The following is a 13,644-nucleotide window of genomic DNA, read 5'->3' on the forward strand; positions in this document are numbered from 1 at the left end:
AAGGGAAATGCTGTTGTTTCCCTTTCGTCGGGTGTGGGCGAAGCGCCACGACTTTACGCCTAAACATTTTTAGTGATTTATATCAATAACATAAAACCACCAATATGTTATAAACCTAAGTCAATAACAGTTAATTAGAAGTCATTATTTTTAAAAATTAAAATGGAGTTAATTTTGAAGAAAGTATTAATTAGCGTAGGTTTTATACTTTTAACAGGTTGTACAAGTGTCAATATCGAGCAACTTGACCCTAAAATGCAAGTAAGTCACGTATGTATTGAAGAAAATCCCAAAGTAATCGTTCACGACTTTTTACCTGTTGTTCAAAAAGGCTTTAAACGTCACGGAATAACAACTGAAGTTTATACTGACAGTATGCCAAACTATTGTGACTACCATTTGAACTACACCGCTTTGAAAACTTGGGACATGGCTATGTACATGCACCATGCAGAGTTATGGCTATACCGTGGGCTAGATAATATTGCATATGCCGAATATCACCTTAATGGTAAAGGTGGATTAGCTTTAAATAAGTGGGCAAGTGTAGATTCCAAAATGGATCCGGTTATTAATAAACTTCTATCAGGTTACTCACCTGAGATTGTTGATGCTTACCGTAAAGCTATCCCAACGAATAAACCTAAGAAGTTAGCCTCAGAAAGTACAGAAGATCAATTAAGGAAATTGAAAAGGTGGTTGGGGGAACAGCTTATTACTCAGGAAGAGTATGAACTAGAAAAACAAAAGGTACTTACAGAGAAGTTATAACAAAGCAAAAGCTAATTAGTTAGAGATTAAAATCCAATAAGAAAGGCGACAGTTTGGTCGCCTTTTTGCTGTTAACTCATATTAGGTTAATTTCAAATTATCCTAACTTAACGCGTGCATTACGGAACATACGCATCCATGGGCTGTCTTCTGCCCACTCGTCTGGGTGCTAAGAGTTCGCAACGCTTCTGAATACACGCTCTAGATGCGGCATCATAATAGTCACTCAGCCATCTATGGTAGTTAATGCAGGGTTTGCATTTGGTGAACCATTTGGGTTTTCTGGGTATTGCGTTGCAATTTGACCGTAACCGTCAACGTAACACAGCGCCACTGTATCTGATACTTCAGAAATTTAGTAGGGTAATTTAGTAGGGTCAGTGTAAGCTTTATTTGAGCACCATACATTTCCTGACCTCAAGACCAATTTTATACCCTTTGCTCTAACTCGTTTCTGTCCAAATATTTGTTAGTGTTTGTGAAGCCAACATCGGTAATAAAGTAACATGCCTTATGAGCGGGTTTATCAATGGTAATCCATTTCTCTGCTTATGCTTGTTGCACGATTAAACGCTAGCTTTTCCCTCGCAATTAGCAGTCATTGCTGCGCTGTCCGCGCTTAATAAACCACTTCAGGCTTTTTAGTTATTGGTCGCTTGGTGATTTCTTGTTAAAATCGCAGCAAATTTATAGGAGCGTTTAACAATGGCAATGTATGTAGTGGGTCATAAGATCCCAGATTCAGATTCAATCTGCGGTGCAATCGCACTAGCTTACTTAAAAAATCAAATTGAAGAGCCTGCAATTGCAGCACGTTTAGGTGAGCTTTCACCTGAAACAGCCTATATCTTAGATAGATTTGGTTTTGAAGCACCAGAATTCAAAGAAAGCTACGCAGGCGAAGAAGTTTACATCGTTGACCATTCAGAACTTACCCAAGCACCAGATGATATCGCTGAAGCGACTATCGTGGGTATCGTTGATCATCACAAATTAGGTGACTTAACAACCTCTACTCCGCTTGAGTGTTGGATCCGTCCAGTAGGCTGTTCAAATACAGTGATTAAAATGATGTACGATTTCTACCAAGTAGAAATCCCAGCTAATATCGCTGGCATCATGATGTGCGCTATTTTAAGTGACACGGTTATCTTCAAATCGCCTACCTGTACCACTGCTGATATCCGTTGTGTTGAAGCATTAGCTGAAATCGCTGGTATTGAAGACTTTAAAGAAGTCGGCATGGAAATGTTCAAAGTAAAATCAGCAGTTGAAGGCACACCAGCCCGTGACCTTGTATTGCGTGATTTTAAAGACTTCAACATGAACGGTAACCTTGTGGGTATCGGTCAGCTAGAAGTTATCGACTTAGCAGTATTTGATGATATCAAAGCAGATTTAGAAGCTGATATTGCAGCACTAAAGGCTGAAGGCAATCGCCACAGTGTTTTATTATTGCTAACTGACATCATGAAAGAAGGTTCAGAAATGTTAGTGGTTTCTGACGATGAATTCCTTACAGAAAAAGCATACGGTAAAGCCAGTGTTGATGGCCGCGTATGGTTAGACGGTGTATTAAGCCGTAAGAAGCAAGTTGTACCATCTCTACAAGATGTGTTTGCATAAATTGCAGAAACTGCGAGTCTTCAATGTACCTCGCTAAAACGAAAAAAGCTGAATCATTTGATTCAGCTTTTTTGTATCAAAAACAAAATGCAGCGTTAGCACTTAAGAATCGAGAGTTAAAAACATAAAGTATCAATACTCACGATTAATGTGTTTCGGTCAGAAGTTCAATCCAAGCCTCTGAATCTGCAACCATAAACTTGTAACTTTTATGATTGTTTAACTCTATTTTAATCGCATCAGCGGTTACGGGTAATATCCCGCCTCCCGTTCCCCAGCACTTTTCAACCTTCTCAATATCAGTGAGTGCAATCTCATACGGCCCCATTTCAAATATCTTATTTGAAGCTTCAAAATACAAACGGCTTTTAGTTAACGATAGCTGGCCATCTCCACTAAATGCCCCATTCTGCGCAGTAGCAAATGTAGACCTTACAACTGTTTCATCACCAAAATCTATTGTACTCATTGGTCATTCCTCACCTTGTCGCTCACTGATATCACCGTTAATATTGCTCGCTGTTCTCTAACAATAAATAGATGTACTATCAGTTAGCATCACCGATATTACTGCTATCATTAGCCATAAATTTCATTTTACTGAATTAATTATAGTCGGCTAAAGCTGAACAGCCATTGAATAAAATAAATATGAATAAGGCGATTATGAATACCCTTAAAGTACTTTTGATAAGTTTGAGCATACTTAGTCTGACTGGCTGTATCACAACCCCAGAAATGAATAGTGAACATGTCGCAGTCTTGTGGTCAGAACAAGGTGATATGGATATCTGTGAATTAAAAGGCACTCTTATTGGTTCACAGGGGCATTGGTATGATTATCTGTTTATTACCAATAAAGATTTAACTCAAGGTGCTATTAATCAATTAAGAAATGATGCACTTACACTAGGTGCTAATACGGTATTTCTTTATAAGCCAAAAGTCTTTACCACTTCAGTCACCTTGTTAGCTAATGCTTATACCTGTCCAGCTAACGTAACATAGTCAACCCCTATATCAACTCAACATTGATATAGGCATTGAAATTATTTTAATATCACTTTACATCCATACAGTTAGCATAATAAGTCACAGTCGCGGGCCAGTCTGAAAACACGCCCATAACACCGACGTCTTTTGTTAGCACATCCAATAACTCAAATGCATCACCTTCATTATCGACAGCGTCAGTTATCGATTGATAATACCAACCGCCTGCGCCTTGAGTTAATAGACCTGAACGTTCAAGTGTCCAAGTAATAATATTCAGTCCCGCCCCTTTAGCCGCGACAGCATACTCTGAGGGAACTATTTGATTCTCGGCATCTAGTGTCACCACCCCCCACAATGGCGGGGCAATAATCTTCACGCCATCATTTGCTAGCTCATCCATAGTCGGTGACCACGTCGCACTGTTTTGTGGGTCAAAGTCAGCCAAATCGTATCTATCGTCAAGATACACTCCTTGCTCACCAAAATCTGGACTATTGGCAATCCAGTATTTCACATCTTCAAGGTTAAATGATTGAGGGTAAACATTGGCGGCATCGACATCTGCAGCAACATATTCATCTACCATTTTTTGGGCATAATCTTGCTGGCTAAAACCGTCAAATGGCATTGCTACACTGGCCGACTTTAGCTCTGGTGTCATCTTTACTCCAGCCGCTTTAAACATAGTGATACTTTCAGCATGGGTCATTAGCGTGCCGCTACCTGAGTATAAATCGGTGCGCCAGTTAGCCGTTCCAGCCATAAACTCTTCAACTGTCGTCGCATTTGGGTTTGCACCATCCATTTTACCTTCAAGCATTTTAAACTCAGCCAAGGTGATATCACTGGTACAACATTGCGCCGTCGCCATAACGCCATTTACTAAGTCTGCAGGGCTGAAAGGGACTGAGCACTTAGCAGCAAGCTCAGGAATAGCTAAAATATTAGTTGTTGTTGCCAAATCACATTGCGAATGACGACATACCAGCGCTTTATCTTGAGTAAATGTCACATCACATTCCACTACACCTGCACCTGAATCAATCGCAGCTTGATAAGACTCTTTAGTATGCTCAGGAAACTGCATTGCCGCGCCCCGATGGCCGATGGAAAAGTCATGTCGATACATTGTTTCACCAGCACATTGGGTCAATTGGTTTTTTAACTCACTGTCTTGCATTTGCTCAACTAAATATGAGGGTCTTGGGCCAACACTTACCACCACGGTTTTATCTAATTTCGCATCAACCTCACCTTGGCCGTTATCATCGTCATCATTACAACCTGAAATAAATAACAAACCTAGTGACATTGCTATTAGCGCAAGTTTGTTTTCACTCTTCATCAACATGCTTAACTCCATTTAATTTTTAGATGTACCTAGCAATCAGCTCAAACTTAAGCACAATTTGCTAAGCCACTTCGGAACGTAACCTTGCATAATCTAAAGAGTAAATGTGACTACAAAACAAACAAAATATGACATTTATTAGCATTTAATAATACAAAGAGTCCCATTAATGGGTGAACTCTCCGACTAACTGTAATAATCTATTTTAAATAGCTAATGGATAACTTGTAATAGTTCATAGGCGTCAAACCTTACTGAGATAATGTTTGCTCAAAACCGCTCATTTTTAGGATGATAAATGATTACTCACGAACCCAATGCACACTATATGGCCAACCCTAACCGATATAAAAATATGGCTTACGAACGATGCGGGCGCAGTGGCATTTTGTTACCTAAGCTCTCCCTAGGGTTATGGCAAAACTTCGGTGAAAACGACTCTCGAGTCAATGCTGCTAACATGCTTCATACAGCCTTTGACTCTGGTATAACCCATTTTGACTTAGCTAATAATTATGGCCCTAATTATGGTGCTGCCGAATCAACTTTTGGTTCAATCTTTAAACACGACTTAACGCCTTATCGTGATGAATTGATTATTTCTAGCAAAGCGGGTTATGACATGTGGCCAGGCCCTTACGGAATGGGTGGATCACGTAAGTACTTGGTATCAAGCTGCGATCAAAGCCTTAAACGCACTGGCTTGGACTACTTTGATATCTTTTATCATCATTGTATGGATGCTGATACGCCATTAGAAGAAACCATGCAGGCACTGGATTACATTGTGCGTTCAGGCCGTGCTTTATACGTCGGGATTTCAAATTATCAACCTCAGCAAACCCAACAAGCCATTAAGATACTGCAAGATTTAGGTACTCCTTTATTAATCCATCAACCACGCTATAACCTGTTTGATCGCTGGATTGAAAATGGTCTTACGGAAGTGCTAAAAACTGAAGGCGTTGGCTCGATTGTATTTTCGCCTCTGGCGCAAGGCTTATTAACCAGTAAGTACCTCAATGGTATTCCTAAAGATTCTAGAGCAGCACAAGAACATCAAATTTACCTCGCCGAAAAAGACCTCACTTCAGCAAAAATAGCAAAGGTGAAAGCCTTAAATGAACTAGCACAGCAGCGTGGACAATCGTTAGCGCAGATGGCCATTGCATGGACACTGAATAATGAAGCTGTAACAACCTGTTTAATTGGTGCCAGTCGTCCGGCGCAAATTCTCGACTCTGTTAATGCACTGAATAAGCTAGACTTTAGCCAACAGGAATTAACTGCAATCAATAACATTCTAAAGGAATAGGATTTAAACGATGAACAGCCTAATCAATGATAAAGCAACATCTGGCAAACCACTAAAACACCGTGCAAAAGGGGCTATAGCCATGACAATGATGATAACCGCATTAGCCCTAGTTAACCCTGTTGCCGCTGAAATTAATCCCGCACAGCTTGCAGATATAAAAGCGATCAAAATTAACAACAGCCAGGTGATAACCGCAGGTTTGCCGACAAGCTCTGAGTTTGAAACGCTCAAACAAGCAGGCGTTGAGGTCGTGATTAACTTAATTCCGACCAATAATCCTAACTTTCTTGCTGAAGAACCCGAATTAGTAAACGATTCAGGGATGAAATATGAAAACATCGAAGTCGATTGGCAGCAGCCAACAATAGAAAATGTTGAGCAGTTTTTTAATGTGATGGAACAAAACAATGATAAGTCGATTTTAGTGCATTGCGCCGCCAACTATCGCGCCTCAGCATTTTACTATTTGTACCTAGCTACCCAAGGTATCGATGTTTCTGGAGAAGTACTAGAAGATACATTATCGCCTTGGGGGGACTTACAACAAAGCTTTGAAAAATACCCACAATGGCAAGCACTCATTGAACAAGTAAAGCTCAAATATACAAATCAATAACCTAAGCGTTTAAGGGAAATCTATCCGTGGCAGTCCTACATCTTAGCTGCTTGCACTTGAGTGACTTAAGCAGCCACGATGATGTCCATCAAGTTTCGCGGATAATGCTTTACACGAACTGCAGCTTAAGCGCCTTTTATAGTTCTTTTCAAAAAACTCTGAAGTTCGATTTTCTAGGCTCTGGAACAATTCTTGATTGAGTGCCGTTTGCCACTGATATTGAGCCATCAATCTCGATAAGTGGCGGTAACATGTCGTAGATTGATCTGACAAAAAGTCTGGTGAAATCAATTTACTCTCAAATTGAGTCAGTGACCCTGTTAAGTAAAAAGCTATCCCTTGAACCAACTCTTTGGCTTGTAAAGGTGTTGCTGTTAGTTCACCATTTTCAATAGCTAATTGCACCGCATCAGTTAACCATTGCCAAAACGAATTAATACGTTGTTTGAATAGCTTTACTTTTTCATCACTTGCTAACTTCCAAATCATTGCATTAACAGAAACAGACCGTAAGGTAAAAAAGCTTCTGCTTCTTTTAATGGTTTCAAAAGTAAATAAAATAGGTAGCAATAATCTTTCTTGTGCAGATAGTTGAGGATTTTTTTCTACAAATAGCGGCATGTAATTTGAAGTCGCACTGCGTAAAAACAAGCACACTAAAACATCTTCTTTGCGTTCAAATAACTTATACAAAGTCCCTGTTGAACAGCCGACATCTTTAGCTATCTGTGAAAATTTGAATGACACAATCCCTTGGGACTCAATCAAAAGCTCTGCAACATCTAAAATTTGGTCACAGCGAAGTTGAGTCAATGTTTCTGTAGGACATTTCATAATGCATACCTAATATTTGATTAACTCAATTATCATCCTTATTACTCTTTATAGGTATAACATCGGTAGATAATCGGGATTAAGTTCACGCTCATTAAGCTTTTTCATTGGTCTTTGTGATTCAGTTCATATCTTATTTCAATAGTGATAATTAACTCCCGTTTATTCACGTAAAAACGCATTGATAACTCAGTAGTTCATGAACAATGTTCTTGACCCACTTCACGAATAAAATTGCCCCCCCAAAAAAAGCGTGATGCCATTCAAATTTGAACAGCATCAATTTGTTTATCTTAGTCGCATCAAAATGTGAGGAAAGATAAATGCACAACAGACGTAACTTTTTAAAATTAAGCGCAGGTGCTGCAATCGGCGGATTAACTGCAGCCATGCCAGCTAGCGCACAACAAAGTCAATGTGAAGAAATTAACTGGGATGAATCAGTTGATGTTCTTGTTGTTGGTTCTGGGTTTGCAGGACTATCGGCTGCTATTAATGCCAAAAAGCAGCAAATCGGTAGTGTACTTGTATTAGAAAAAATGCAGGTAATTGGTGGTAATTCTGCAATTAATGGCGGTTGGTTAGCGATTCCTCAAAATCCAATTCAATTAGCTCAAGGTATTAACGATGATTCTCCAGAAGAATTAGTTAAAGACCAAATTATCTCAGGCAGAGGCATGCAAAATGTCGATATGCTGAGAACCATCGCGAATCGTTCATTAGATTCTTATGACCTATGTATTGAAACCGGTGTGAAATTTCGCGAAGGATTTAACATCCAAGTGGGTGGTCATAATAAAGCGCGCGCTATCAGAACTCAGCATGGTACTGGCGGTGATATCACCACTAAATTATTCGAAGCAGGTAAAAAGGTAGGCGTGGAATATCGCTTACAACATTACATTGAAGACTTCATTATGGACGGCCAAGAGATCGTTGGTGTGAAGGTAAGACAGAATTATCGTTACCCAGATCTTAAAACGGGTAAAACAATCTATATCAAGGCTAACAAAGCCGTTATCCTCGCGCACGGTGGTTTTGCCCAGAATATGGAATTACGCCAAATGGTCGATCCATCACTGGATCCAACATTAGATTGTACCAATGCTCACGGCGCTACAGGTGAAGTAACCTTAACCGCAATGGCTAACGGCGCCCTACCTGTCCACATGAATTTAATCCAAACCGGTCATTGGGGTTCTCCTGATGAAGGCGGATTCGGCTGGTCGAATGCATTACTTTCGATTGGTTGGCACCAAGGTGCAGCTATTAGTGTACTTAATGGCAAACGCTTTATGGATGAGCGTGCAGATCGCAAGACCTGCTCTGAAGCGATTATGAAAAATCGTTATGAAGACAACAGTCCAGCCTACCCAATTGTGCTGTTCAACTATGAGAACTATAAAGACGACGACCGTGTTGTTCGTTCATTACGTGACGAAATGGCTTGGAAATTGGACTCATTGGATGATGTTGCCAAGAAGTTTAGTATTTCTGCGACAGCGTTGAAAAACACAATTACTGAATATAACCAGCATGTTGTAGACAGAACCGATCCGTTATTCAACCGTAAGATGGACACTGCAGAGGTATTAACAGGGCCATTTGTTGTTTCACGTATTTGGCCAAAAGTGCATTACTGCATGGGTGGATTAAAAACAGATTTAGGTGGCCGCGTGATTGATGGTCGCTCAATGAAACCGATTAGAAAAATGTATGCCATCGGTGAAGCTACTGGCGGCATTCATGGTGAAGCTCGCTTAAGTTCGACCTCATGTCTTGAGTGCTTAGCAATGGGCATTATCGTTTCTGAAACTATTAAATCTGATCTGTAGGCTGAACCACCATGAAAAAATTATTACTAGTCGCTTTTTTATCTACTGCGTTTTTAGCCACCGCTAATGCGGGTGAGCTATATACCGTCAAAGGAAAAACGCAAGGCAGGGTGAACCACGAGATGCTTTATCAAGATGGCTGTAATGCTTGCCATCAAGGTTCACCAAGAGCGAATACCACAGATGAGGCCTGTGTGGCATGTCATGGCACTGTTGAAACAATTGAAATTGATGAATCAATTTTAGCAGTACCAGAAGCACACCCACACAAGTCTTTGCATTATAACCAAGGCGCAAGCTGTTTAGCCTGTCATAGCGAGCATACAAAAAAAGCTCCTACCTGTGCTGACTGTCACCGTACTTGGTTCCATGAAATGTAACACAACAATAAAACAACAATGATTTTATAGGGAACGAGAATGAAGAAAACCGCCAAGTTTATGTTGTCGATGGTGGCCACAGCGATTGCTATGTCTTCTGCGCCAGTAATGGCTGAAGAACAAGAAGATGGTATTAACATCGGGGGCGCAGTGCGCGTCAATTATGCGTATAGAGATTACGACGAATCTAATAAAGATAAATTAGGTGAGCTTGATTTCGATATGGCTGCCATTAAGTTTGATGGTAAAAAAGATGACTGGGGCTTAGCTGCTGAGTACCGCTTTACCGCAAACACCAATTACATCAAATATGGTTACGGCTATTATGATATTGATCCGAATTGGCAGCTACAAGTCGGTATTAATAAAGTGCCCTTTGGTAACCCTGAGTTTATCTCTAACAGTTGGTGGTTTGGTTTACCTTACTACTTAGGTTTTGAAGATAATCACGATGTGGGCATTAAAGCCTCTTACGACAATAATGGCTGGAACACTGATTTCGCGTTCTACAAAAATCCTGTTTACAGTGCAACTGAAAACAAGCGTTATTCAGCGTCATTATTCAGTGGTGAAATCAATGGCACTGAATATCATAACGAAGAAACCAATGGGTTTAACTTTAGACAAACCTATACCTCTGAGTATGAAGGTGGCTCTACAACGTTTGGTGGTTCTGCTCAATATGGTCAAATCTATAACAGTGATACAGGTAATATGGGCGACCGTTATGCTGTAGCGTTGCATTTAGATAGCACTTACAAAGGCTGGAACTTGCAACTGCAAGCGATGCAATACGAATATGACGCGGCTGACTCTGCTGACGACAATAAAATCGGTATTGCAGTGGTGAGTTGGCAATATGAAATCGCTTCTAAAGGCCAGGCCTATAGCGCTAACATCGCTAAAACCTTCGCCACAGATTTCGGTAGCGTAAAATGTTACAACGATTTCGGTTTAATGACCCCAGATGTTGCTGATGACAGTTATGACAACAGCATGCAAAACGTCACAGGTTGTGCGATTTCTGCTGGTGCAACTTACACTATGATTGACTTTATTTTGGGTAAGAACATGACGTTTTCTACCGCTAATAATGACCACGTAGGTTTACCTGAGTTTGGTAATGATTGGGACAAACGTATTAACATAAACTTTGGTTACTACTTCTAATGAAGTCGTAATCAAAACCGTTACCAACGGTTAATTCATTACTCTCAAACAGGCAGGAACTGACTCTCTCGTTTCTGTCTGTTTTATTGCTCACTTTATCAATCAAACATTGTCTTTATCAACTAAAACCAATGTCATAAACCACTAAGCAGTAATCACTCCAACTATGAAAACACCTTCAGTTAAACTGCCTCTACTGGCCTGTATGGCGGTAGTTGCTCATTCTTCACATGCCATGGATGTCGAACTCGGTGGGTTCATTAAAATGAACGCTCGCTATGTGAGTGGTGATGTCGAATTTCAAGACTTATGGACTGGTGGAGGTTCAATTTCTGAGCCCACTAAACGGACACAATTTAGTGCTCAAGAATCACGATTAAATCTTGCTATATTTTCCGAGGAGGTAAAAGGTTTTATTGAAATGGATTTTGTCGGTTCCTCTCAAGGTAACCCAGTTATTTCAAATTCATACAGCCCCCGTCTACGGCATGCTTTTATCGAATATCAAGATGTTATGGCAGGGCAGACTTGGTCAACGTTAGTCAATACTTCAGCCTTTGCTGAAACAGCAGATTTAGGCGGGCCATTGGTTGGTCAGGCTATGGTGAGACAAGCTTTAATTCGTTACACCCATAACGATTGGCAATTTGCACTTGAAAACCCTTATACCTACGGTACCGATGCAGTCACTGAAAGTAACGACTCAAGCCAACAAGAGTGGATTGATACCCGCAACGACTATGTACCTGATCTCATCGTACGCTATAACAAAAAAGGCGATTGGGGCAACATATCAGCATCAGGCATTATTCGTTATCTCGATCCTGTTGATACCCAGCAATTAAGTAAAGGTATTTCAGTGGCTGGAAAGTTTAGAACCTTCGGCAAAGATGACCTTCGTCTACAACTACATTATGGTCATTTAGGGCGTTATGTAGGGACTGATGCCGCAAAAGATATTATTGATGGTGAATTAGAAACCACGCTGTCAGCTATGATGGCTTATCGCCATTTCTGGACTCACAGACTCCGAAGTACCGTTTTTATAGGCCATACAACGACAGAAATTGAGCGCACTCGTCGAAATCATTTTGGCGCGAATATATTTACCAATCTTACTCCTGAGCTCTCTGTTGGTTTTGAAGTGGGGCAATACGCCATTAACGATAAATCGCCGAGTTACAGTAATGAATTAGTAGACACTGGACAATCACAATACGCCCAGCTCAGTATGCAATATTCATTTAGGTAATAAATGTGGAATTTAATTTCAAATTGCAGGGTTAAAAACCTATTTCGTATAATTGTTCGTATTTATAAACCAATTAAACTTATAAAAATTGACCAACAACAATAAATCAAATGAATATTTGAACATATTCTCAATTACTTAAGATTAGCGATACTAGTCACGAATAAAATTGTCGTTGCGATACCTGCGTGATCTATTTCACCTTTATGTTACCAAGATGAATTTATAGTTAAGTCATAGCAAAAGTAAAGATTAATATCTCACAGTTCCAACTAGGATAAACAATGAAACTTAAAATGATTTTTGGTATTGCTGCGCTTGCATCAACAGCTGCTGTTGCGCAAGGCCCACAATGTAACCATGCACAACTTCCTTACCAACAAACAACACCAGTACCATTTGACAGCAGTGTTCATGCTCCTCAAAACACTATGCCAGTGCAGTGTAGTAACCCTGAAGTTGAAGCATATATCGCTGATTGGGAAGCTGGCAAGATTGATTTCAACACTATCCAAGCCAATGACAGCATCGCTAAAGATCAGCGTTTCTGTAAAACACTGGATAATGAAGGCAACGTACTTGAAGCTAAAAACTGTGAAGTTGCTAACTCTCCAGTAGGATACATCTGGAAAGACTTGGCTGATTCACCAGTGGTTATCGGTATTACTAACGGTGGCAAGTCAGATCATGAGCCTCATTTCCACGGCCAACCTGAGTGTTATTACGTGGTAAACGGTGGCAGTAAAACGTTAGCAGAAAACAAATTCCAGCCATTGGAAAAAGGCCAATATTTCTATATCCCAGGCAATGCTATCCACAACACACCAATCCTTGAAGATAAAGGTCTTGGCGTAATGTACTGGTATCCAAACAATGCTAATTTCAACGGGTTTAAATACTACTGGCGCCGTGATGTGAAAAACCTTCGCGTTGCAGAAGAAGCCTTTGACCGCGTAGATGAAATCCGTAAGCGCGATCTAAACTTAGGTCCTTACGGAACAAATGAAGCAATCTTTAAAAAGTAAATAGCGACTAGCTTTTATAATTTATCGATCGTTAAGTATTTAATAATCCCCATTTAAATATCACCTCCAAATATAAGTGGCCTACTTTTAATATTAAAGTAGGTCACTTTTTTATGTTTTAAAAACAAAAACGGCCACTTTCTTGTTCCAGAAGAAAGTGGCCTAGTGTTATTTTTTAGCAATAAAAGGATGAAGTAATATCGCTAAATTGAACACTGATCTTGCTATTTTTACTTATCACTTCTTCGTTTAAAAACGCCTGTCTTAAATAACGTCTTATCAATAAAGAAGCGTGTGATTAATTGCAAAGAAGTGTTCCAGACTTCCTACTCTAAATCACACTACATACTGGATTTTTAGCATTAAAAGGATGAAGTAATAATGCTAAAAATCAGTACCTTGTTACACTCAAGAAAACCAAAGGGTTACCATATACCCGCAGTGCAGTGACAGATAACCCTGTTACTATT

13 protein-coding genes and 1 pseudogene are annotated in these 13,644 nt (G+C 40.0%); 10 read left to right on the forward strand and 4 right to left on the reverse strand.

Annotation, left to right across the window (positions count from 1 at the left end; all coding sequences use genetic code 11):
- The first annotated feature begins 174 nt into the window (after positions 1-174).
- Positions 175-771 (forward strand): Sbal_3080 family lipoprotein, encoded by a 597-nt coding sequence (locus AB4153_RS17065; RefSeq protein ID WP_229372555.1) that lies wholly within the window; start codon positions 175-177, stop codon positions 769-771.
- A 97-nt stretch (positions 772-868) separates the two neighbouring features.
- On the opposite strand, the pseudogene AB4153_RS17070 reads toward AB4153_RS17065, so the two are convergent.
- Positions 869-1,126, reverse strand: a pseudogene (locus AB4153_RS17070) (phosphoribosylformylglycinamidine synthase subunit PurQ); the annotation flags it as partial.
- A 350-nt stretch (positions 1,127-1,476) separates the two neighbouring features.
- Here AB4153_RS17070 and AB4153_RS17075 point away from each other — a divergent pair.
- The gene (locus AB4153_RS17075) at positions 1,477-2,397 is read left to right on the forward strand and encodes a manganese-dependent inorganic pyrophosphatase (RefSeq protein ID WP_102528488.1); all 921 of its coding nucleotides are present in this window, start codon (positions 1,477-1,479) and stop codon (positions 2,395-2,397) included.
- A 145-nt stretch (positions 2,398-2,542) separates the two neighbouring features.
- On the opposite strand, the gene AB4153_RS17080 is transcribed toward AB4153_RS17075, so the two are convergent.
- Positions 2,543-2,866: a hypothetical protein gene (locus tag AB4153_RS17080; RefSeq protein ID WP_102528487.1), complete on the reverse strand. Its 324-nt coding sequence runs from the start codon at positions 2,864-2,866 to the stop codon at positions 2,543-2,545.
- Positions 2,867-3,063: 197 nt separating this feature from the next.
- Between AB4153_RS17080 and AB4153_RS17085 the strand changes: the two genes are divergently transcribed.
- Positions 3,064-3,405: a DUF4156 domain-containing protein gene (locus tag AB4153_RS17085; RefSeq protein WP_102528486.1), complete on the forward strand. Its 342-nt coding sequence runs from the start codon at positions 3,064-3,066 to the stop codon at positions 3,403-3,405.
- A 52-nt stretch (positions 3,406-3,457) separates the two neighbouring features.
- On the opposite strand, the gene AB4153_RS17090 is transcribed toward AB4153_RS17085, so the two are convergent.
- Positions 3,458-4,738 carry a glycerophosphodiester phosphodiesterase family protein gene (locus AB4153_RS17090; RefSeq protein WP_371998255.1) on the reverse strand — a complete coding sequence of 427 codons (1,281 nt, stop codon included), beginning with the start codon at positions 4,736-4,738 and terminating at the stop codon, positions 3,458-3,460.
- A 304-nt stretch (positions 4,739-5,042) separates the two neighbouring features.
- Between AB4153_RS17090 and mgrA the strand changes: the two genes are divergently transcribed.
- Both mgrA and AB4153_RS17100 read left to right on the forward strand, forming a co-directional pair.
- Positions 5,043-6,059: an L-glyceraldehyde 3-phosphate reductase gene (gene mgrA, locus AB4153_RS17095; RefSeq protein ID WP_102528485.1), complete on the forward strand. Its 1,017-nt coding sequence runs from the start codon at positions 5,043-5,045 to the stop codon at positions 6,057-6,059.
- A gap of 10 nt (positions 6,060-6,069) precedes the next feature.
- Positions 6,070-6,678 carry a protein tyrosine phosphatase family protein gene (locus tag AB4153_RS17100; RefSeq protein ID WP_241906430.1) on the forward strand — a complete coding sequence of 203 codons (609 nt, stop codon included), beginning with the start codon at positions 6,070-6,072 and terminating at the stop codon, positions 6,676-6,678.
- A 42-nt stretch (positions 6,679-6,720) separates the two neighbouring features.
- Here the strand turns inward: AB4153_RS17100 and AB4153_RS17105 are convergent, their stop codons facing one another.
- On the reverse strand, positions 6,721-7,512 hold the full coding sequence (locus AB4153_RS17105; protein WP_102528484.1) for a TetR/AcrR family transcriptional regulator: 792 nt from the start codon (positions 7,510-7,512) through the stop codon (positions 6,721-6,723).
- A 323-nt stretch (positions 7,513-7,835) separates the two neighbouring features.
- Between AB4153_RS17105 and AB4153_RS17110 the strand changes: the two genes are divergently transcribed.
- The 5 genes from AB4153_RS17110 (at position 7,836) to AB4153_RS17130 (ending at position 13,174) form a co-directional block, all read left to right on the forward strand.
- The gene (locus tag AB4153_RS17110) at positions 7,836-9,347 is read left to right on the forward strand and encodes a flavocytochrome c (protein WP_102528483.1); all 1,512 of its coding nucleotides are present in this window, start codon (positions 7,836-7,838) and stop codon (positions 9,345-9,347) included.
- 11 nt (positions 9,348-9,358) lie between these two features.
- Positions 9,359-9,727 (forward strand): cytochrome c3 family protein, encoded by a 369-nt coding sequence (locus AB4153_RS17115; RefSeq protein WP_102528482.1) that lies wholly within the window; start codon positions 9,359-9,361, stop codon positions 9,725-9,727.
- Positions 9,728-9,766: 39 nt separating this feature from the next.
- Positions 9,767-10,897: a hypothetical protein gene (locus tag AB4153_RS17120; RefSeq protein ID WP_102528481.1), complete on the forward strand. Its 1,131-nt coding sequence runs from the start codon at positions 9,767-9,769 to the stop codon at positions 10,895-10,897.
- A gap of 166 nt (positions 10,898-11,063) precedes the next feature.
- Entirely contained in the window at positions 11,064-12,149 is a 1,086-nt protein-coding gene (locus AB4153_RS17125) for a hypothetical protein (protein ID WP_102528480.1), read from the forward strand.
- A gap of 284 nt (positions 12,150-12,433) precedes the next feature.
- A complete protein-coding gene (locus tag AB4153_RS17130; protein WP_102528479.1) occupies positions 12,434-13,174 on the forward strand; it encodes a cupin domain-containing protein in 741 nt (246 codons plus the stop codon).
- Positions 13,175-13,644: the final 470 nt, after the last annotated feature.

It is taken from the genome of Shewanella sp. 10N.286.52.E4 (assembly GCF_041468785.1).
GTDB classification, from domain to species: Bacteria; Pseudomonadota; Gammaproteobacteria; order Enterobacterales; family Shewanellaceae; genus Shewanella; species Shewanella electrodiphila.

Bases quoted from the DNA above. Each gene is read 5' to 3' on its own strand.
- AB4153_RS17085 (WP_102528486.1), top strand. From the start codon at position 3,064: ATGAATACCCTTAAAGTACTTTTGATAAGTTTGAGCATACTTAGTCTG.
- AB4153_RS17090 (WP_371998255.1), bottom strand. From the start codon at position 4,738: ATGAAGAGTGAAAACAAACTTGCGCTAATAGCAATGTCACTAGGTTTG.
- AB4153_RS17100 (WP_241906430.1), top strand. From the start codon at position 6,070: ATGAACAGCCTAATCAATGATAAAGCAACATCTGGCAAACCACTAAAA.
- AB4153_RS17110 (WP_102528483.1), top strand. From the start codon at position 7,836: ATGCACAACAGACGTAACTTTTTAAAATTAAGCGCAGGTGCTGCAATC.
- AB4153_RS17130 (WP_102528479.1), top strand. From the start codon at position 12,434: ATGAAACTTAAAATGATTTTTGGTATTGCTGCGCTTGCATCAACAGCT.
- mgrA (WP_102528485.1), top strand. From the start codon at position 5,043: ATGATTACTCACGAACCCAATGCACACTATATGGCCAACCCTAACCGA.
- AB4153_RS17125 (WP_102528480.1), top strand. From the start codon at position 11,064: ATGAAAACACCTTCAGTTAAACTGCCTCTACTGGCCTGTATGGCGGTA.
- AB4153_RS17115 (WP_102528482.1), top strand. From the start codon at position 9,359: ATGAAAAAATTATTACTAGTCGCTTTTTTATCTACTGCGTTTTTAGCC.
- AB4153_RS17080 (WP_102528487.1), bottom strand. From the start codon at position 2,866: ATGAGTACAATAGATTTTGGTGATGAAACAGTTGTAAGGTCTACATTT.
- AB4153_RS17105 (WP_102528484.1), bottom strand. From the start codon at position 7,512: ATGAAATGTCCTACAGAAACATTGACTCAACTTCGCTGTGACCAAATT.
- AB4153_RS17075 (WP_102528488.1), top strand. From the start codon at position 1,477: ATGGCAATGTATGTAGTGGGTCATAAGATCCCAGATTCAGATTCAATC.
- AB4153_RS17120 (WP_102528481.1), top strand. From the start codon at position 9,767: ATGAAGAAAACCGCCAAGTTTATGTTGTCGATGGTGGCCACAGCGATT.